Raw genomic sequence first — 22,416 nt, forward strand, 5'->3', positions numbered from 1 at the left:
TAATCATTACATTTCTCCTTGTTGATGAGTCATCAATAAGATCAAACAGTTTATTCAGCTTGAGCTTACTTATTAAGATCGAAGTACTGGTCATTAGTTCAATCCATCTACTTGAAAATCATTCGGAGCGAGACAAACAGTGTCTGTATTCTGGTTTGTCTGTTTGCTCTTCTGAATGTTGTTTGACGGTTGAGTAACGATTCTATTTGGAACTACTTACCTCTGTAACAAGATGTTGACCCTGGTCTTTATTTGATCAATGCAGGGCTTTAATAAATCCCGGTTACAAAGCGTGTTAGTCGGAACTTCAATGACCTCAAATCCTGATTTTTTCAGCAATGCGATTTTCAGCAGAGTCGAACCCTTCCTGGTTTTGAAATCACCACCCACGTAATGAGACGGTCCCTGAATTTCAATAACAATGTTGTGATCTGGCAGTAGCAGATCAACCGGCGATAATGAGTTCAGACTCTTTTCCTCTTCAATCTTCAAAGATGGCATGCATAATTGGAGTTGATTGCGAAAGTCGGCTTGAAGTTTTGAAATACTTGTCCGGTAATTGGGGACCACCGGACAGGCTCTACCCAGCCAGCTTGCGGCCATGGCAATGATGTGTTGTTCCTCGTTATTGCCTGAGGAGGAATTTTCCAGTCGAGTAAACAGGTCATCCATTTGCTTTTCAAGCACGTTATTCTTATTGGCATTGGGGACCAGAGACAACCTGGCACAGCACACCATTATCCCCCAAAGAGACATCAATATCTCTTGTTGAGAGAACTGAGGGTTTTCATTGATTCGGTAAACAAGCGATTCGAACATAAATCTAACCACGTTCAGCTCAATGAACTCACCCAGTCTGGCTATGGCCCACAACAGGTTGGCGATACCCTGGGCATTAAATTGGTCTTTTCGGGCGTTCACATGGGGTAACAGCGAGGCCAGGGCCTCTTTCAGCTCTGATGTTTGCTCCAGTCCGCTGTCCATCAGTTTCACCATGGCCCAAAGCAGGCTGGTGATACCCTGGGTACTAAACTGGCTTTTCTGTGCGTTCACGTGGGGCAACAGCGCGGCCACGGTCTCTTCGAGCTCCGGTGTCCACTCCTGCCCGTTATCCACCAGTTTCGCCATGGCCCACAACAGGTTGGCAATATGCTGGGCATTAAATTGGCCTTTCTGTGCGTTCACGAGGGACAACAGCGCAACCACGGCCTCTTTCAACGCTGGGGTCTGCTTCTGCCCGTTGTTCACCAGTTTCGCCATGGCCCACAGCAGGATAGCGATTTGCTGAGGAAAAAATTGGCCTTTCTGTGCTTTTATGTGGGGCAACAGGGCGGCCACGGCTTCTTTGAACCCGGATGTCCGATCCTGCCCGCTGTCCACCAGTTTTGCCATGGCCCACAGCAGGTTGGAGACTTCCATTGGTTTAAAGTCAGCTTCCTGTGCCAGCAAAAGGGGCAACAGCGCGCCCAGAGCCTGGTTGAACTCTGGTGTCGGCTCCTGCCCGTTGTCCGTCACTTTCGCCATGGCCCACAGCAGGTTGGCGATATTCTGGGCATTAAATTGGTGTTTCTGTGCTTTCACTTGGGGCCACAGCGTGGCCACAGTTTCGTTGAGCCCCGGTATCCCTTCCTGCCCGTTGTCCCCCAGTTTCGCCATGGCGCACAGCAGGCTGGAGATTTCCTGTGGTTTAAAGTCAGCTTTCTGTGCGATTACATGAGGCAACAGCGCGGGCACGGCCTCTTTGAGCTCTGGTGTCTGCTGCTGCCCGTTGTCCACCAGTTTCGCCATGGCCCACAGCAGGTTGGCGATTTCCTGTGGTTTAAAGTTAGCTTTCTCCATGTTCACGTGGGACAACAGCGCGGTCACGGCCTCGTTGAGCTCGGGTGTCTGCTCCTGACCATTGTGTACCAGTTTCGCCATGGCCCACAGCAGGTTGGCGATTTCCTGTGGTTTAAAGTTAGCTTTCTGTGCGTTCACGTGGGGTAACAGCACAGCCACGGCCTCGTTGAGCTCTGGTGTCTGCTTCTGCCCGTTTTCAACCAGTTTCGCTATGGCCCACAGCAGGTTGGCGATTCCCTGAGGAAGAAATTGGTCTTTCTGTCTTTTCACGTGGGGCAACAGCATGGCCACCGCTTCTGTAAGCTCTGGTGTCCACTCCCCGTTGTCCACCAGTTTCGCTGTGGCCCACAGCAGGTTGACGATTTCCTGTGGCTTAAAGTTAGCTGTCTGCAGGTTTCCGTGGGACAACAGTGCGGCCACGGCCTCGTTGAATCTTGGTGTCTGCTCTGGCTTGTTATCCAGCAGTTTCGCCATAGCCCACAGCAGGTTAGTGATTTCCTGTGGTTTAAAGTTAGCTTTCTGTACGTTCACATGAGGCAACAGCGCAGCCACGGCGCCGTTGAACTCTGGCGTCCACGCTTGCCCGCTGTCCACCAGTTTGGCCATGGCCCACAGCAGGTTGGTGAGTTCCTGTGGTATAAAGTTAGCTTGCTCTGCGGGTAAGTGGGGCAACAGCGCCGCCACGGCTTTATTGAGTTCTGGTGTTCGCTCCTGCCCGTTGGCCACCAGTTTTGCCATGGCCCAGAGCATGTTGGTGATTTCCTGGGCTGCAATATCCCCGGCTCGAGATTTTTTGCTGCACTTGAATATTATTGCATCAAGTATCGTTGATAATAAGGCTGCTTGAGTAAGCTTGACACGCTCATCCATGGGGTGATGAGGGGTAAAAACACCCGCTGAAGTCAATGAATGAAGTGTTGTCGTCAGGCTTCGCCAATTCCAACTCCGTGTTGCGGTAAAATTTTGCAGCAAATGAATCAGCTGGCTTTGTTCAGCCCGATTTAACGGTCTTTTAGCAGCTAACGAGTATTTTTTAATTAAACTGGCATATTTCCCGTGATGTCTCCCATCGTAGTGAAGTCCGAAACGATTTGATTTAATCACCAGATCATCCATTACTTCCTGTTTAATGAGGGCATTAAAATCCTGAGCAGGGTTTACTGAGCGGTACAGTAGATACTGAGAAGAAGATGCGCCAGTAGAATGATAAATTTCATGACGTCCGGGGGTAATGCGGGGCGGATTATCCCATTGTCTGACTGTGGCATGTCTATATCGTCCGGGCCTTGAACAAGCGGTACGGTTTTCCGGGTGGTGGTAATCATTACCGGGCCTTGCGTATTGTCCACTGATGCCAGCAGGGGGTCTATGCATAATTATATTTCATCAATTCATGAAAATATAAAAAGCTGACTGCTGTTCTGTTCAGAAGTTCATTTTGTTGAAATGGCCTATAAACGTCAGTGGTTGAAGAACCTCATCTACTCCTGACACCACCAACCCGCTATTGTCAAATTATCCGGGTTAGTGCCTTTTTTTTCTTTTCCTTTTTCTGTTTTTTGGTTTGTCTGTGTGCTTTTCTGCATGTTTTTCGGCGGTAACGTTTGTCTCCTCTACCGATCCGATGTCAGGTGATACACAGCCATGACCCTGTGGTGGGATATCCACTCTGGTCTTTATTTGATCAATGTATAGTTGCATTGAATTCTGGCTATAAAGCTGGTTAACCGGGATTTCAATGACCTCAAATCCTGATTTTTTCAGCAGTGCAATTTTAAGCAGAGTCGAACCATTCCTGATTGTAAAATCATTACTCAGGTAATGATACGGCCCCTGAATTTCAATCACCATATTGTGATCTGGCAGTAGCAGGTCAACAGGAGGCAATGAGTTCAGACACTTTTCTTCTTCAATCTTCAAAGATGGCATGCATGATTGGAGTTGTGCGCGAAAGTCGGCTTGATGTTTTGAAATGGTTGTCTGGTAACAGGGAACGATCGGACACGCTCTCCCAAGCCAACTGGCGGCCATGGCAATGGTGCGTTGATCCTTTTCATTGTCCGGGGATGTATTTTCCAGGCGAGTCAACAGGTCAACCATGTGCTTTTCAAGCACGTTATTTTTAATGGCATTGGGGGCCAGAGACAACCTGGCACAACATACCATTACGCCCCAGAGAGACATAAATATATCTTGCTGAGAGGGCTGAAGGTTGTCACTTAATCGGCAGACAAGCGATTCGAACGTAGAGTTAAGCACGTGTAACTCAACGAGTTCACCCAGTTTCGCCATGGCCCACAGAATGTTGGCGATATGCTGAGGATTAAATTGGAGTTTCTGTGGGATCACGTGGGGCAACACTGCGAACATAGCTTCTATAAGCTCTGGCAACCACTCTCCGTTGTCCACCAGCTTTGCCATGGCCCAAAGTAGGTTAGAGACATCCTGGCTATTAAGCTGGTTTTTCTGTGCGTTCACGTGGTGCAAAAGCGCTGGCACGGGCTCTTTGAGCTCTGGTGTCCACTCCTGCCCGTTGTCCACCAGTTTTGCTATGGCCCACAGCAGGTTGGCAATATGCTGAGGAATAAATTGGTCTTTCTGTTTGTTCACGTGGGGTAACAGTTCGGCCACGGTCTCCATGAGTTCTTGTGTTCGTTCCATCCCATTGTCCACCAGTTTCGCCATGGCCCACAGCAGGTTGACATTGCCCTGAGCTTTAAATTGGTCCTTCTTTGCGTTCACGTGGGGCAACAGCGCGGCCACGGTCTCTTTGAACTCTGGTGTCTGCTCCTGCCCGTAGTCCACCAGTTTCGCCATGGCCCACAGCAGGTTGGCGATTTCCTTTGGTTTAAAGTGAGCTTGTTGTGCGTTCACGCGGGGTAACAGCGCAGCCACGGCCCCATGTAGCCCGGGTGTCCGCTCCTGCCCGTAGTCCACCAGTTTCGCCATGGCCCATAGCAGGTTGGTGATCTCCTGGGGGTTAAAGTTAGCTGTCAGTACGTTCACTTGGGGCAACAGCGCAGTCACGGCCTTTATGAGCCCTGGTGTTTGCTCCTGCACGTTGTCCATCAGTTTCGCCATGGCCCACAGCACATTGGCGATTCCCTGGGCATTAAATTGGTTTTTCTGCGTGCTCACTTGGGGCAACAGCGCGGCCACAGCCTTTTTAAGCCCTGGTGTTCGTTCATGCCCGTTGTCCACCAGTTTCGCCATGGTCCAAAGCAGGCTGGCAATATCATGGGCATTAAATTGAACTTTCTGGGTAATCACGTGGGGCAACAGCGCGGCCACGGCCTTGTTGAATCCTGGTGTTCGCTCCTGCCCGTTGTCCACCAGTTTCGCCATGGCCCATAACAGGTTGGCGATTCCCTGAGTACTAAGTTGGTCTTTCTGTTCGTGCACAAGGGGCAATAACGCGGCCACGGCCTTGTTGAGCCCCGGTGCTCGCTCCTGCCCGTGGTCTACCAGTTTCGCCATGGCCCACAGCAGGTTGACAATGTCTTGAGCTTTAAACTGGTCCTTCTGTGCGTTCACGTGGGGCAACAGCGCGGCCACGGTCTTTTTGAATTCTGGTGTCTGCTCCTGCCCGTAGTCCACCAGTTTCGCCATGGCCCACAGCAGGATGGCAATGCCCTGAGGAATAAATTGGTCCATCTGTACTTGCACGTGGGGCAACAGCGCGGCCACGGCCTCTTTGAATTCTGGTGTCTGCTCCTGCCCGTTGTCTACCAGTTTCGCCATTGCCCACAGCTGGTTGGCGATTCCCCGGGCATCAATGTCCCGGGCTTGAGGTTGTTGGTTGCACTTGAATATGATTGCATCAAGTAGCGTTGACAATAAGACAACCTGAGTGTGCCTGACACGCTCATCCACGGGTTTATAAGGGGTAAAAACACCCGCTGAAGTCAATGCATGAAGTGTGGTCGTAAGGCTTCGCCAGCCCCAACGCCGTGTTACGGTAAAATTTTGCAGAAAATGCATCAGTTGGCTTTGTTCCGCTCGATTCAACCGTCTTTGGGCAGCTGATGTGTATCGTTTAATTGAATTGGCATACAGACCGTGATTTCTCCCATCATAGCGATAACCGAAATAATCCGATTTACTCAGCAAACCATCCATTATTTCCTGTTTGATGAGAGCACTGAAATCCTGAACCGGGTTTACTGAACGGCTCTGTAGATATTGAGAAGTGTATGTACCAGAAGAATGGTAGAATTCATCACGCCCCCGGGTAGTGCAGGGGGGATTCTCCCATTGTCTGACTGTGGCATGTCTATATCGCCCACGCTTTGAAGATGCGCCATGGTCATGCGGCTGGTGGTAATCTTTATCGGATTTTGCGCATTTACCACTGATACCAGCAGGGGTTCTATGCATAATTATATTTCATTAAGTCATGAAAATATAAACAACAGACTGCTGTTTTGTTCAGAAGTTCATTTTGCTGGAATGTGAACACGGTTCTGGAGTTAAGTAGTTAACCAAATGAAATCATATTTTCTGACTAAGTGGACAGTCACTCTGCGGCGTTACAACTCCGGTCACATAGCTACGGCTATGCTCCCTGCGTTGTGCCTTGCATAGTAACTGTCCACTTAGCCAGAAATATACGATTCCATTTGGCCAACTACTTATGATGAAAGGGAAGCGGTTAGTGCCTTTTTTTTCTTTTCCTTTTTCTGTTTCTTGGTTTGTCTGTTTGCTTTTCTGAATGTTCTTCGGCGGCCAGGTAACAATGATTTGAAGATTGCCACTTTTTATCGGCGCTAACGTCTGTCTCCTCTACCGATCCGATGTCAGGTGGTACAGAGCCATGACCCTGTGGCGGGATGTCCACCCTGGCCTTTATTTGATTAATGCATAGTTTCATTGAATTCTGGCTGCAAAGCTGGTTAACCGGGATTTCAATGACCTCAAATCCTGATTTTTTCAGCAGTGCTTTTTTCAGCAGAGTTGAACCATTCCTGATTTTGAAATCATTACTGACGTAATGATACGGCCCCTGAATTTCAATCACCATATTGTGATCTGGCAGTAGCAGGTCAACGGGAGGCAATGAGTTCAGACACTTTTCTTCTTCAATCTTCAAAGAGGGCATGCATGATTGGAGTTGTGCGCGGAAGTCGGCTTGATATTTTGAAATGGTTGTCTGGTAACAGGGAACGATCGGACACGCTCTCCCAAGCCAAGTGGCGGCCATAGCAATGGTGCGTTGATCCTTATCATTGTCCGGGGATGTATTTTCCAGGCGAGTCAACAGGTCATCCATGTGCTTTTCAAGCACGTTATTTTTAATGGCATTGGGGGCCAGAGACAACCTGGCACAACATACCATTACTCCCCAGAGACACATCAATATAAATTGTTGAGAGAGCTGAGGGTTGTCACTGAATCGGCAGAGGAACGATTCGAACGTAGAGGTAACCACGTGCAGCTCAACAAGTTCACCCAGCTTTGCCATGGCCCACAGCAGGTTGGCGACTTGCTGAGGATCAAATTGGTCTTTCTGTGGGTTTACGCAGGGCAGCAGCGCAGACACGGCTTCTTTAAGCCCTGGTGTCCACTCTCTGTTGTCTACCAGTTTCGTCATGGCCCACAGCAGGTTGGCAATTGCCTGTGGTGAAAAGTTGGCTTTATTTGCGTGCACGTGGGGCAACAGCGCGGCTACAGCTTTTTTAAGTACTGGTGTCTGTTGCAGGCCGTTGTCCACCAGTTTCGCCATGGCCCACAGCAGGTTGGCGATTTGCTGAGGAATAAATTGCTCTTTCTTTGTGTTCACGTAGGGCCACAGCCGGACCAAAGCCTCGTTGAACTCTGGTGTCTGCACCTGGCCGTTGTCTACCAGTTTCGCCATGGCCCACAGCAGATTAGCGATACCCTGAGCATTAAATTGGTCCTTCTGTGCGTTTATGTGGGGTAACAGTGCGGCCACGGCCTCGCTGAGCCCTGGTATCCACTCCTGCCTGTTGTCCACCAGTTTCGCCATGGCCCAGAGCAGGTTGGTGATCGCCTGGGCATTAAATTGGTCTTTCTGTGCGTTCACGCAGGGCAAAAGCCCGGTCACGGCCTCGTTGAACTCTGGTGTCTGCTTCTGCCCGTTGTCTACCAGTTTCGCCATAGCCCACAGCAGGCTGGCGATAGCCTGGGCATTAAATTGGTCTTTCTCTGCGTTCACGCAGGGCAAAAGTGCGGCCACGGCCTCTTCGAGTTCTGGTGTTCGCTCTTGCCCGTTGTCCACCAGTTTCGCCACGGCCCACAGCAGGTTGGCGATATGCTGAGGATTAAATTGGTCTTTCTTGGCATTCACGTGGGGCAACAGCGTGGCCACGGCCTCGTTTAGCTCTGGTGTCCGCTCCTGCCCGTAGTCCACCAGTTTCGCCACGGCCCACAGAAGGTTGGCGATATGCTGAGGAATAAATTGGTATTTCTGTGCGTTCACATGGGGCAAAAGCGCGACCACGGCCTCGTTGATATCCGGTGTCCGCTGCTGCCCGATGTCCACCAGTTTCGCCATGGCCCACACCAGGTTGGCGATGTCCTGGGCATTAAATTGGTCTTTCTGTGCGTTCACGTGGGGCAAGAGCGCGGCCACGGCCTGGTTGAGCCCTGGTGTGTGCTCCTGCCCGTTGTCCAGCAGTTTCGCCATGGCCCACAGCAGGTTGGCAATGCCCTGAGGAATAAATTGGTCTTTCTGTACGTTTACGTGGGGCAACAACACGGCCACAGCCTCTTTGAGCCCTGGTACCCACTTCTGACCGTTGTCCACCAGTTTCGCCATGGCCCACAGCAGGTTAGCGGTATGCTGAGGAATAAGTTGGTCTTTCCTGGCGTTCACGTGGGGCAAAAGCGCGGCCACGGCCTCGTCGAGCTCTGCTGTTCTCTGTTGCCCGTTGTCCACCAGTTTCGCCATGGCCCACAGCAGGTTGGCAATGCCCTGAGGAATAAATTGATCTTTCTGTACGTTTACCTGGGGCAACAACACGGCCACAGACTCATGGAGCCCTGGTACCCACTTCTGCCCGTTGTCCACCAGTTTCGCCATGGCCCACAGCAGGTTAGCGGTATGCTGAGGAATAAGTTGGTCTTTCCTGGCGTTCACGTGGGGCAAAAGCGCGGCCACGGCCTCGTCGAGTTCTGCTGTTCTCTGTTGCCCGTTGTCCACCAGTTTCGCCATGGCCCACATCAGATTGGCGATTTCCTGGGGTTTAAAGTCAGCTGTTAGTACGTTCACTTGGGGTAACAGCGCGGCCATAGCCTCTTGGAGCCATGGTATCTGTTCTTGCCCGTTGTCCACCAGTTTCGCCACGGCCCACAGCTGATTGACGATTCCCTGTGGTGAAAAGTTAGATTTTTGTGCGTTTACGTGGGGCAAAAGCGCGGCCACGGCCTCGTCGAGTTCTACTGTTCTCTGTTGCCCGTTGTCCACAAGTTTCCCAATGGCCCAGAGCAGGTTGGCGATTCCCCGGGCATCAATATCCCATGCTTCAGATTTTCGGTTGCACTTGAATATTATGGTATCCAGTAGCAATGACAATAAGGCCGCTTGGGTGTGCTTAACACGCTCATCCATGGGTCTATGAGGGGTAAAAACACCCGCTGAAGCCAAGGCATGAAGTGTTGTTGACAGGCTTCGCCAACCCCAACTCCGTGTTACGGTAAAATTTTGCAGCAAACGTATCAGCTGGTCTTGTTCCGTTTGATTTAACGGTCTTTTAGCAGCTGACGTGTATTGTTTAATTGAACTGGCATACAGACTGTGATGCCTCCCATCATAGCGATGACCTAAACGATAGGATTTATTCACCAGATCATCCATTATTTCCTGTTTAATGAGGGCGTTAAAATCTCGAGCAGGATTTACTGAACGGTTCTGTAGATGTTGAGAAGGGCATACGCCAGAAGAGTGGTAACATTCCTTACGCCCCCGGGGAGTGCGGGGGGGGATTTTCCCATTTTCTGACAGTATTGTGTCTATATTGTACGTGCCTTGAAGAAGTAGCTTGGCCATCCGGCTGGTGGTAATCTTTATCGGATCTTTTGTATTGACCACTGATACCAGCAGAGGTTTTATGCATAATTATATTCCATCAATTCATGAAAATATAAAAAACAGACTGCTGTCCTGTTCAGAAGTTCATTTTGCTGAAATGGTCTATAAACGTCAGTGGTTGAAGAAACTCACTTGTCCGCTATTTTCAAATTATCCGGGGCGAGACAATCAGTTACAACCGATGATCAATCTGCCCGGGGGCACCTGCGGATACGGTCGAAATGCTGGAAACTCTCCTTCTCCGGAATGTGAAAACGGTTCTGGAGTCATGATGAAGGGGAAGCGGTTATTGGTTTTTTTTTCTCTTCCTTTTTCTTTTTTTTGGTTTGTCTGTGTGCTTTTCTGAATTTTCTTCGGCGGCTAAGTAAGAATGACCTGAAGATTGCCACTTTTTATCGGCGGTAACGTTTGTCTCCTCTATCGATCCGATGTCAGGTGATATACAGCCATAACCCTGTGGCGGGATGTCCACCCTGGCCTTTATTTGATCAACGCATTGTTTTATTGAATTCTGGCTCCAAAGTTTGTTTACCGGGATTTCAATGACCTCAAATCCTGATTTTTGCAGCAGTGCTTTTTTAAGCAGAGTCGAACCATTCCTGATTTTAAAATTATTACTTACGTAATGAGACGGTCCCTGAATTTCAATCACCATGTTGTGATCTGGCAGTAGCAGGTCAACGGGAGGCAATGAGTTCAGGCTCTTTTCCTGTTCAATCTTCAAAGAGGGCATGCGTGATTGGAGTTGATCGCGTAAGTCGGCTTGAGGTTTTGAAATAGTTGTCCGGTAATGGGGGATGATCGGACACGCTCTCCCCAACCAAATGGCAGCCATGGTAATGATTTGTTGATTCTTTTGATTGTCCGGGGATGTATTTTTATTTTCCAGGTGAGTTGACAGGTCATCCATGTGCTTTTCAAGCACGCTATTTTTAATGGCATTGGGGGCCAGAGACAACCTGGCACAACATACCAATACTCCCCAGAGAGACATCACTATATCTTGCTGAGAGAGCTGAGGGGTGTCGCTGAATCGGCGGAGCAACGATTCGAATATAGAGGTAACCACGTGCAGCTCAACGAGTTCACCCAGCTTCGCCATGGCCCACAGCAGGTTGGCGATTTGCTGAGGGTCAAATTGGTCTTTCTGTGGGTTCACGCAGGGCAGCAGCGCGGCCACAGCTTCTTTAAGCCCTGGTGTCCACTCTCCGTTTTCCACCAGTTTCGCCATGGCCCACAGCAGGTTGGTGATTGCCTTTGGTGTAAAGTTGGCTTTATTTTCGTGCACGTGGGGCAACAGCGTGGCCACAACTTTTTTAAGCCCTGATGTCTGTTGCTGGTCGTTGTCCACCAGTTTCGCCATGGCCCACAGCAGGTTGGCGATTTGCTGAGGATTAAATTGGTCATTCATTGTGTTCACGTGGGGCAACAGCAGGGCCACGGCCTCGATGAACTCTGGTGTCGGCTCCAGGCCGTTGTCCACCAGTTTTGCCATGGCCCACAGCAGGTTGGCAATATGCTGAGGAATAAATTGGTCTCTCAGTAGTTTTACGAGGGGTAACAGCGTGGCCATGGCCTCGTTGAGCCCTGATGCCTGCTCCTGTCCATTGTCCACCAGTTTCGCTATGGCCCAGAGCAGGTTGGTAATATCCTGGGCATTGAATTGGTTTTTCTGTGCGTTCACGTGGGGCAACAGTGCGGCCACAGCTGTTTTAAGCCCTGGTGTCTGTTCCCGGCCGTTGTCCACCAGTTTCGCCATGGCCCACAGCAGGTTGGTGATTCCCTGGGCAGTAAATTGGTCTGCCTGTGCGTTCACGTGGGGTAACAGTACGGCCACAGCTGTTTTAAGCCCTGGTGTCTGTTCATGGCCGTTGTCCACCAGTTTCGCCGTGGCCCACAGCAGGTTGGCAATTTGCTGAGGAATAAATTGGTCTCTGGTTACGTTCACGTGGGACAACATTCGGGCCACAGCCACGTTGAACTCTGGTGTCTGCTCCTGGCCGTTGTCCACCAGTTTCGCCATGGCCCACAACAGGATGGCGATATGCTGAGGAATAAACTGGTATTTCTGTGCGTTCACGTGGTGTAACAGGGCACCCAGGGTCCCTTTGATCTCTGGTGTCCGTTCCTGCCCGTTGTCCACCAGTTTCGCCATGGCCCACAGCAGGTTGGAGATTCCCTGGGCATTAAATTGCTCTGTCTGTGCGTTGATGCGGGGTAACAGCGCGGCCACAGCTTTTTTAAGCCCTGGTGTCTGCTCCTGCCCGTTGTCCACCAGTTTCGCCATGGCCCACAGCAGGTTGACGATTTGCTGAGGTCTAAATTGGTCTTTCCTTGCGTTCACATAAGGCAGCAGACCGACCACAGTACTTTCGAACTCTGGCATCTGCTCCTGCCCGTTGTCCACCAGTTTCGCCATGGCCCACAGCAGGTTGGCGATATGCTGAGGAGTAAATTGGTCTTTCTGTGCGTTCACTTGGTGCAACAGCGCGGCCACGGCCTCTATGAGCCCCGGTGTCTGCTCCTGCCCGTTGTCCACCAGTTTCGCCACGGCCCACAGCAAGTTGGCGATTCCCTGGGCATTAAATTGGTTTTTATGTGCGTTCACGTGGGGCAACAGCGCGGCCACAGCCTGTTTAAGCTCCGGTGTCTGTTCATGCCCGTTATCCACCAGTTTTGCCATGGCCCACAGCAGGCTGGCGATATGCTGAGAATCAAATTGGTCTTTCTGTGGGTTCACGTGGGGCAACAGTGCGGCCACGGCCTCATTGAACTCGGGTGTCAGCTTCTGCCCGTTGTCCACCAGTTTTGCCATGGCCCACAGCAGGTTGGCAATACCCTGTGGTTTAACGTTAGTTTTCTGTGCGTTCACGCGGGGCAATAGCGCTGCTACGGCCTCGCTGAGATCGGTTGTCTGCTCCAGCCCGTTGTCCACCAGTTTCGCCATGGCCCATAGCAGGTTGATGATTCCCAGGACATTAAACTGGTCTTTCTGTTCGCGTACGATGGGCAACAACGCGGCTACAGCCTTTTTAAGCCCCGGTGTCTGTTCATGCCCGTTATCCACCAGTTTCGCCATGGCCCATAGCAGGTTGATGATTCCCAGGACATTAAACTGGTCTTTCTGTTCGCGTACGATGGGCAACAACGCGGCTACAGCCTTTTTAAGCCCCGGTGTCTGTTCATGCCCGTTATCCACCAGTTTCGCCATGGCCCACAGCAGGTTGGCGATTCCCTGTGGATTAAAATTAGCTTTCTGTGCATTTACGTTGGGTAACAGCGCAGCCACGGCCTCTTTGAGCCTTGGTGTCTGCTCCTGGCCGTTGTCCACCAGTTTGGCCAAGGCCCACAGCACGTTGGCGATTCCCTGTGGTATAAAGTTAGATTTTTGTGCGCTTACGTGGGGTAACAGCGCAGTCACGGCCTCTTTGAGCCCTGGTATCTGCTCGTGCCCGTTGTCCACCAGTTTTGCCATGGCCCACAGCTGGTTGGCGATTCCCCAGGCATCAATATTACTGTCTTTAAGTCTTTGGTTGCTGTTAAATATTATTGCATCCAGTAGCGTTGACAGTAAGGTAGCTTGAGTATGCTTAACACCCTCATCCATGGGGCTATGAGGGGTAAAAACACCCGCTGAAGTAAATGCATGAAGTGTTGTTGTCAGGCTTCGCCAATTCCAGCTCCGTGCTGCGGTAAAATTTTCCAGAAAACGTGTCAGCTGGCTTTGTTCCGCCTGGTTTAACGGTCTTTTAGCAGCTGACGTGTATTGTTTGACTGAATTGGCATATAGACCGTGATTTCTCCCATCATAGCGATGACCGAAACGAGCCGATCTACTCAGCAAACCATCCATTATTTCCTGTTTGATTAGAGCATTAAAATCTTGAGCAGTGCTTACTGAACGGCTCTGTAGATATTGAGAAGTGTATGCACCAGAAGAATGGTAAAATCCATTGCGCCTCGGGGTGGTGCGTGGGGGATTATGCCATTGTCTGACTGTGGCATCTCTATATCGCCCATGCCTTGAATATCCGGGATGCTCATTCGGCTGGTTGTAATCGTTATCGGATCTTGCGTATTTACCACTGATACCAGCAGAGCTTCTATCCATAACTACATTTCATCAATTCATGAAAATATAAAAAACAGACTGCTGTTCTGTTCAGAAGTTCATTTTGCTGAAATAGCGATAGACGTAACCGGTTGAGAAAGCACAACTACTCCTGATGTCAGCAATCCGTCATTTTCAAATCATCCGGAGGGAGATTGATAGAACACATGGGTTCCACACCGGCATTCCTTTCCTGAAATGTGAAAACGGCTCTTGAGTCATGAGGAGAAGATTACTGGCTGTTTGTTCTCTTCCTTTTTCTACTTTTGGGATTGCATGCTTGCTCTTCTAAATGTTTTTCGGCGGTCAAGTCACAGTGATCTGCGGGCTGCCATCTTTTATCGGCGGTCACGTATGTCTCATCTGCCCAAGCTCTTTTAAGTGATCCAGAGCCATGCCCCCTTGGCGGGGTGTCTACTCTGGTCTTTATGTGATCAATATATTGTTTTATTGAATCCTGGTTACAAAGCTGGTTAACCGGGATTTCAATGACCTCAAATCCTGCTTTTTGCAGCAGTGCGATTTTCAGCAGAGTCGAACCTTTCCTGGTGTTGAAATCACCCCTTACATAATGAGAAGGTCCCTGAACTTCAATAACCATCTTGTGATCTGGCAGTAGCAGGTCAACCGGCGGTAATGAGTTCAGACTCTTTTCTTCTTCAATCCTCAAAGATGGCATGCATGATTGGAGTTGATAGCGGAAGTAGGCTTGGGCTTTTGAAATGGCTTTCTGGTAATGGCGGACGACCGGACAGGCTCTGCCAAGCCAACTTGCTGCCATGATCATGATGGATAGATCCTCTTCATTATCTGGCGAGGTATTTTCCAGGCGAGTCAACAGGTCATCCATGTGCTTTTCAAACACGTTATTTTTATTGGCATTGGAGTCTAGAGCCAACCTGGCACAGCATACCATGACTCCCCAGAGAGACATCGATATCTCTTCCTGAGAAAACTGAAGGTTCTTACTGATTCGATAGACAAGCGATTCGAACGCAGAGGTAGCCACGTTCAGTTCAACGAATTCACCGAGTTTGGCCGTGGCCCACAGCAGGTTGGCAATACCCTGGGCATTAAATTGGTCTTTCTGTGCGTTCACGAGGGGCAACAGCGCGACCACAGCCTCGTTGAGCCCTGGTGTTGGCTCCTGCCCGTTGTCCACCAGTTTCGCCATGGCCCAAAGCAGGTTGGTAATAGCCAGGGCATTAAACTGGTCTTTCTGTCCGTTTACGCAGGTCAACAGCGTAGTCATCGCTTCGTTGAGCTCCGGTGTCTGCTCGTACCTGTTGTCCACCAGTTTGGCCATGGCCCACAGCAGGTTGGTGATATGCTGGGGATTAAATTGGTCTTTCTGTGCATTTACGTGGGGCAACAGCGCAGCCACAGCATCTTTGAGCTCTGGTGTTTTCTTCAGCCCTTTGTCCACCAGTTTCGCCATGGCCCACAGCAGGTTGGCGATATGCTGAGGAATAAACTGGTCTTTCTGTGCGTTCACTTGGGGCAACAGCACGGCCACGGCTTCGTTAAGACCTGGTGTCCGCTCCAGCCCTTTGTCCACCAGTTTCGCCATGGCCCACAGCAGGTTGGCGATACCCTGTGGTTTAAACTGTGCATTCACCAGGGGCAACAGCGCGGCCAGGGCCCTTTTGAGCTCTGGTGTTGGCTCCTGCCCGTTGTCCACCAGTTTCGCCATGGCCCACAGCAGGTTGGCGATACCCTGTGGTTTAAATTTAGTTTTCTGTGCGTTCACGAGGGGCAACAGCGCGGCCATGGCCTCTTTGAGCTCTGGTGTCTGCACCAGGCCGTTGTCAACCAGTTTTGCCGCGGCCCACAGCAGGTTGACGATATGCAGAGGAATAAATTGGTCTTTCTGTGCATTAACTTGGTGCAATAGCTCTGCCACAGCTTTGTTAAGCTCGAGTGTCCACTCCTGCCCGTTGTCCACCAGTTTCGCCATGGCCCACAGCAGGTTGGCGATATGCTGAGAGGAAAATTGGTCTTTCTGTGCGTTCATGCGGGGTAACAGCACCGCCACAGCCTCTTTGAACTCTGGTGTCTGCTCCTGCCCGTTGTCCACCAGTTTCGCCATAGCCCACAGCAGGTTGGCGATAGCCTGGGCATTAAATTGGTCTTTCTGTGCGTTCACGCGGGGTAAAAGCGCAGCCGGGGCCTTTTCGAGTTCTGGTGTTCGCTCCTGCCGATTGTCCACCAATTTCGCCAGCGCCCAAAGCAGGTTGGCGATATGCTGAGGAATAAATTGGTCTTTCTGTGAGTTCATGTGGGGCAATAGCTCGGCCACAGCCTCGTTAAGCTCTGGCGTCCGCTCCTGCCCGTTGTCTACCAGTTTCGCTATGGCCCACAGCAGGTTGGCAGTGCCCTGAGCATTAAATTGGTCCTTCTGTGCGTTCACTTGGGGCAACAGCGCGGCCACAGCCTGTTTGAGCCCTGGTGTCCGCTTCTGTCCGTTGTCCACCAGTTTCGCCATGGCCCACAGCAGGTTGGCGATACCCTGAGCATTAAATTGGTCTTTCTGTGCGTTCACTTGGGGCAACAGCGCGACCACGGTCTCTTTGAGCTCTGCTGTCCGCTTCTGTCCGTTGTCCACCAGTTTCGCCATGGCCCACAGCAGGTTGACGATATGCTGAGGAATAAATCGGTTTTTCTGTGCGTTCACGTGGGGCAACAGCGCAGCCAGGGCCTTTTTGAGCCCTGATGTCCACTCTTGCCCATTGCTTACCAGTTTTGCCATGGCCCACACCAGGTTGGCGATTCCCTGAGCATCAATATCCCTGGCTTCAGGTTTTTGATGGCACTTGAATACTATTGCATCAAGTAGTGTTGACAATAAGGCAGCTTGGGTAAGCTTAACACGCCCATCAATGGGTTTATGAGGGGTAAAAACACCCGCTGATGTAAATGAATGCAGTGTTGTTGACAGGCTTCGCCAACTCCAACTTCGTGTTGCTGTAAAATTTTGCAGAAAACGTAACAGCTGCCCTTGTTCTTCCTGATTTAATGGTCTTTTAACAGCCGACGTGTATTTTTTAATTGAACTGGCATATTGACTGTGATTTCTCCCATCATAGGAATGACCGAAACGGTCAGATTTACTCGCCAGGCCAGCCATTATTTCTTGTTTGAAGAGCGCATTAAAATCCTGGGCAGTGTTTACTGAACGGAACTGTAGATATTGAGAAGAGTATGTGCCGGTAGAACGGTAAAATTCATTACGCCCTGTGGTAGAGCGGGGGGGATTATCCCATTGTCTGACTGTGGCATGTCTATATCGCCCATGCCTCGAAGAAGCAGCATGGTCATTCGGCTGATTGTAATTTTTATCGGATCTTGCGTATTGACCACTGATACCAGCAGAGCTTCTATCCATAATTACATTTCATTAATTCATGGAAATATAAAAAACAGACTGCTGTTCGGTTCAGAAGTTCATTTTTTACTTTTTGGTTTGCCTGGTTGCTCTGCTTAATGTTTTTCGGCGGTTAAGTGACAGTGTTGCCATCCTTTATCGACAGTTATACATAGCTCATCTTTACCCCGCTCTTAAATAAGTGATACTGAGCCATCTCCCTGTAGTGGGATGTTTACCCTGGTGATTATTTGATCAAAGCATTGTTTCATGAAACCCCGGTTCCCAAGCTGGTTAACCGGGATTTCAATGACCTCAAATCCTGATTTTTGCAGCAGGGCGATTTTAAGCAGAGTCGAACCATTCCTGGTGTTGAAATCCCCCCCCCACGTAGTGAGAAGGTCCCTGAACTTCAATCACCATGTTGTGTTCTGGCAGCAGCAGGTCAACCGGAGGCAGTGAGTTCAGACTCTTTTCTTCTTCAATCTGCAAAGAGGGAATGCGTGCTTGCAGTTGATCGCGAAAGTCAGATTGACGTTTTGACATGGAAGTCTGGTAATGGGGGATGACCGGACACGTTTTGCCAAGCCAACATGCGGCCATGGCAATCATGGATTGATCTTCGTGATTGTCTGGATATGTATTTTCCAGGCGAGTAAAAAGGGCATCCATGTGCTTTTCAAGCGCATTATTTTTATTGGGATCGGAGACCAGAGTCAACCTGGCACAGCAGACCATTACCCCCCAGAGAGACATAAATATGTCTTGCTGAGAGAGCTGAGGGTTTTCACTGATTTTGCAGACAAGCGATTCGAACGTAGAGGTAAACATGTTCAGCTCAACGAGTTCACCCATTTTCGCCATGGCCCACAGCAGGTTGGCGATATGTTTAGGAATAAATTGGTCTATCTGTTCGTTCACGTGGGGCAACAACGCAGCCATGGCTTCATTGAGCTCTGGTGTCTGCTTCTGCCCGTTGTACATCAGTTTCGCCATGGCCCATAGCAAGTTGGCAATATCCCGGACATTAAATTGGCCTTTCTTTGCGTTCACGTGAGGTAACAGCGTGGCTACGGCCTTGTTGAGGTCTGGTGTCTGCTCCTGCCCATTGTCCACCAGTTTCGCCATGGCCCACAGGAGGTTGGCGATGCCCTGGGGTTTAAAGTCAGCTTTTTGTACGTTCACGTTGGGTAACAGCGCGGCCACGGTCTCTTTGAAGCCTGGTGTCCGTTCCTGGCCGTTGTCCACCAGCTTCGCCATGGCCCACAGCAGGTTGGCGGTATTCTGAGGTATAAATTGGTCTTTCAGTGCGTTCACGTGGGGCAACAGTGCAGCCACAGTCTCTTTGAGCTCTGGTGTCAACTTCTGGCCGTTGTCCACCAGTTTCGCCATGGCCCACAGCAGGTTGGCGATTCCCCGGACATCAATATCCCGTGCTTCAGCTTTTTGGTTGCATTTGAATATTATTGCATCCTGTAATGTTGACAATAAGACAGCTTGTGTACGCTGAACACGCTGATCCATGGGTTTATGAGGAGTAAAAACACCCGCTGAAGTAAATGCGTGAAATGTTGTTGTCAGGCTTCGCCAACTCCAGCTCCGTGTTGCTGTGAAATTTTGCAGTAAACGCAGCAGCTGGCTTTGTTCAGCTCGATTTAACGGTCTTTTGGCAGCTGACGTGTATTTTTTTATTGAACTGGCATATTGCCCGTGATTTTTCCCATTATAGCGATGACCGACACGCTCCGATTGACTCACCAGGTCATCCATTTTTTCCTGTTTGGTGAGAGCATTAAAATCTTGAGCAGGGTTTACTGAACGGCGTTGCAGATATTGAGAAGAGTATGCGGCAGAAGAAGGGTAAAATTCATTGCGTCCAGGGGCGGCGCGGGGAGGATTATCCCATTGTCTGACTGTGCTATGTCGAAATCGTCCACGCCCTGAAGATGTGGCATAGTCATTTGGTTGGTAGAAATCATTATCTGATCTGGCGTATTGACCACTGATACCGGCAGAGCTTCTATCCATAATTACATTTCATTAATTCATGGAAATATAAAAAGCAGACTATTGCTCGGTTCAGAAGTTCATACTGATAAAATATCCGGGTTAAGTAATTGATACAGAACGATGCCCTTGTGCCCGGAGGTCTGCCCTGGTCTTTATGTGATCAATCCACAGTTTCATTGAATCCAGGTTCCAAAGCTGGTTAACCGGGATTTCAATGACCTCAAATCCTGATTTTTGCAGCAGGGCGATTTTAAGCAGAGTCGAACCATTCCTGGTGTTGAAATCACCACCCACGTAATGAGTTGGTCCCTGAATTTCAATAACCATGTTGTAATCCGGCAGTAGCAGGTCAACCGGAGGCAATGAGTTCAGACACTTTTCTTCTTCAATCTTCAAAGAGGGAATGCGTGATTGGAGTTGTTCGCGGAAGCCGGTTTGAGGTTTTGAAACGATTATCCGGTAATGGGGGGTAACCGGACAGGGTCTCCCGAGCCAACTTGCGGCCATGGCAATGACGCGTTTATCCTCATCATTGTCCGGGAATGTATGTTTCAGGCGAGTAAACAGTTCATCCATGTGCTTCTCAAACACATTTTTTTTACTGGCATTAGAGACCAGAAACAACCTGGCACAGCATACCATTACTCCCCAGAGAGACATCAATATTGCCTTGAGAGAGACATGAGGGTTTTTACTGATTCGGTGGACAAGGGGCTCAAACGTGGCCATAGCCACGTTCAGCTCAACGAACTGACCCAGTTTCGCCACGGCCCACAGCAGGATGGCGATATGCTGAGGAGTAAATTGGTCTTTCTGTGCGTTCACGAGGAGTAACAGAGCGGCCACGGCCTTGTTGAACTCTGGTGTCTGCTCCTGCCCGTTTTCCACCAGTTTTGCCATGGCCCACAGCAGGTTGGCAATAGCCTGGGGGTTAAAGTTAGCTTTTTGTGCGTTCACGAGGGGCAACAACGCGGCTACGCCCTCATTGAACTCTGGTGATCGCTCCTGTCCGTTATCCACCAGCTTCGCCAAGGCCCACAACAGGTTGGCGATACCCTGTGGTTTAAAATTAGCTTTCTGTGCGTTGACGTGGGGCAACAGCGCGGCTACGGCGTCTTTTAGCCCTGAGGTCATATCCTGCCCGTTGTCCACCAGTTTCGCCAGGGCCCACAGCAGGTTGGCGATACTATGGGCAGTAAAATAGTCTTTCTGTACGTTCACGCGGGGCAGCAGCGCAGCCACAGCCTTGTTGAGTTCTGGTGTCCGCTTCTGCCCGTTGTCTACCAGTTTGGCAATGGACCACATCAGGTTGGTAATTTCCTGAGGTTTAAAGTTAGCTTTCTGTGCGATCACGAGGGGCAACAGCGCGACCACAGCCTCTTCAGGCCCCGGTGTATGCTCCTGTTCGTTGTCTACCAATTTCGCCATGGCCCAAAGCAGATTGACGATATGCTGAGGAATAAATTGGTCTCTCTGTGCGCTCACGTGGGGCAACAGCACGACCACGGCCTTATTGAGGGCTGGTGTTCGCTCCTGCTCATTGTCCACCAGTTTCGCTATGGCCCACAGCAGGTTGGCGATATGTTGAGGAATAAATTGGTCTTTATGTGCGCTCACGAGGGGCAGCAGCGCGACCACGGTCATTTTGAACTCTGGCGTCTGCTTCAGTCCGTTGTTCACCAGTTTTGCCATGGCCCACAGCAGATTGGCGATTTCCTGTTGAGTAAAGTTAGCTTTGCGCGCGTTCACGTGGGGCAATAGCGCGGCCAGAGCCTCTTCGAGTTCTGGTGTCCATACCTGCCCGTTGTCCACCAGTTTCGCCATGGCCCACACCAGGTTGGCGATACCCTGAGCATCAAATTGGTCTTTCAGTGCGTTCACATGAGGCAGCAGCACAGACAAGGCCTCGTTGAGTTCCGGTGTCTGCTTATGCCCGTTGTCCACCAGTTTCGCCATGGCCCACAGCAGGATGGCGATTTCCCGTGGCTTGAAGTTAACTTTCGATGCATTTATGTGGGGTAACAGCGCAGCTAAAGCCTGTTTCAACGCTGGTGTCTGCTGTTGGCCGCTGTCCACCAGTTTGGCCATGGCCCAGAGTATGTTGGCGATTTCCTGTGGTTTAAAGTTAGCCTTCTGTGCGTTTACATGGGGCAACAGGGTAGCCAGGGCTTCTTTGAGTCCTGGTGTCTGCTTCTGTCCTTTGTCCGCCAGTTTCGCCATGGCCCACAGCAGATTGGCGATTTCCTGTGGATTAAAATTGGTTTTCCAGGCGTTTACAAGGGCCAATAGCGTGGCCACGGCCTGTTTCAGCTCTGGTGTCTGATCCTGCCCCAAGTCCACCATTTTCGCCATGGCCCACAGCAGGTTGGCAATTCCCTGAGTATCAATATACCTGACTTCAGATGTTTGATGGCACTTGAATATTATTGCATCAAATAGCGTTGACAATACGTTCGCTTGAGTAAGCCTGACGCGCTCATCCATGGGTCTATAAGTGGTAAAAACACCTGCTGAAGTCAATGAATGAAGTGTTGTCGACAGGCTTAGCCAATTCCAGCTGCGTGCTGCGGTAAAGTGTTGCAGCAAACGTAGCAGCTGGCTTTGTTCAGTTCGATTTAACGGTCGTTTAACCGCTAATGCGTATTTTTTAATGGAACTGGCATATTGCCCGTGATTCCTGCCATCATAGCGATAACCGAAACGATCCGATTTTTTCAGCAGTTCATCCATTATTTCCTGTTTAATGAGGGCATTAAAATCTGGAGCAGGGTGTACTGAACGGCACTGTAAATATTGGGAAGAGCGTGCGCCATAAGAATGGTAAGATTCGTTACGCCCCGGAGTAGTGCGGGAGGAATGATCCCGTCGTCTGACTGTACCCTGTCTGTATTGCCCATGCCTTGAAGAAGCGGCATGGTTATCCGGTTGGTGATAATCATTACCTGACCTTGCGTATTTGCCACTGATACCTGCAGTGCCTCTATCCATAATTATATTTCATTAATTCATGGAATATAAAAAGCAGACTGCGATTCTGTTCAG

Annotated in this window: 7 protein-coding genes; all 7 read right to left on the reverse strand. The window is 50.1% G+C overall.

Translation table 11 applies throughout. The annotated features are described in order from the left end of the window. Positions 1–216: 216 nt before the first annotated feature. The 7 genes from O3276_RS03030 to O3276_RS03060 all read right to left on the reverse strand — a co-directional run bounded on the left by O3276_RS03030 (position 217) and on the right by O3276_RS03060 (position 22,362). Positions 217–3,213, reverse strand: a complete 2,997-nt coding sequence (locus O3276_RS03030; RefSeq protein WP_269674315.1) for a DUF1601 domain-containing protein — start codon at positions 3,211–3,213, stop codon at positions 217–219. A 150-nt stretch (positions 3,214–3,363) separates the two neighbouring features. After that, the gene (locus O3276_RS03035; RefSeq protein WP_269674316.1) at positions 3,364–6,216 is read right to left on the reverse strand and encodes an RAP domain-containing protein; all 2,853 of its coding nucleotides are present in this window, start codon (positions 6,214–6,216) and stop codon (positions 3,364–3,366) included. Between the two features lie 274 nt (positions 6,217–6,490). Continuing rightward, positions 6,491–9,889 (reverse strand): DUF1601 domain-containing protein, encoded by a 3,399-nt coding sequence (locus O3276_RS03040; protein WP_269674317.1) that lies wholly within the window; start codon positions 9,887–9,889, stop codon positions 6,491–6,493. 286 nt (positions 9,890–10,175) lie between these two features. Next, complete coding sequence (locus O3276_RS03045) at positions 10,176–14,000, reverse strand: RAP domain-containing protein (protein ID WP_269674318.1); 3,825 nt, start codon at positions 13,998–14,000, stop codon at positions 10,176–10,178. 232 nt (positions 14,001–14,232) lie between these two features. Next, on the reverse strand, positions 14,233–17,385 hold the full coding sequence (locus O3276_RS03050) for an RAP domain-containing protein (protein WP_269674319.1): 3,153 nt from the start codon (positions 17,383–17,385) through the stop codon (positions 14,233–14,235). A 324-nt stretch (positions 17,386–17,709) separates the two neighbouring features. Next, positions 17,710–19,392, reverse strand: a complete 1,683-nt coding sequence (locus O3276_RS03055) for a hypothetical protein (RefSeq protein WP_269674320.1) — start codon at positions 19,390–19,392, stop codon at positions 17,710–17,712. Between the two features lie 81 nt (positions 19,393–19,473). Further along, positions 19,474–22,362 (reverse strand): RAP domain-containing protein, encoded by a 2,889-nt coding sequence (locus tag O3276_RS03060; RefSeq protein WP_269674321.1) that lies wholly within the window; start codon positions 22,360–22,362, stop codon positions 19,474–19,476. Positions 22,363–22,416 lie beyond the last annotated feature (54 nt).

It is taken from the genome of Endozoicomonas sp. GU-1, assembly GCF_027366395.1.
Lineage (GTDB): Bacteria > Pseudomonadota > Gammaproteobacteria > Pseudomonadales > Endozoicomonadaceae > Endozoicomonas.

Coding starts and splice junctions, on each gene's coding strand:
- O3276_RS03050 (WP_269674319.1), bottom strand. CDS start 17,385: ATGGATAGAAGCTCTGCTGGTATCAGTGGTCAATACGCAAGATCCGAT.
- O3276_RS03055 (WP_269674320.1), bottom strand. CDS start 19,392: ATGGATAGAAGCTCTGCCGGTATCAGTGGTCAATACGCCAGATCAGAT.
- O3276_RS03035 (WP_269674316.1), bottom strand. CDS start 6,216: ATGCATAGAACCCCTGCTGGTATCAGTGGTAAATGCGCAAAATCCGAT.
- O3276_RS03030 (WP_269674315.1), bottom strand. CDS start 3,213: ATGCATAGACCCCCTGCTGGCATCAGTGGACAATACGCAAGGCCCGGT.
- O3276_RS03045 (WP_269674318.1), bottom strand. CDS start 14,000: ATGGATAGAAGCTCTGCTGGTATCAGTGGTAAATACGCAAGATCCGAT.
- O3276_RS03060 (WP_269674321.1), bottom strand. CDS start 22,362: ATGGATAGAGGCACTGCAGGTATCAGTGGCAAATACGCAAGGTCAGGT.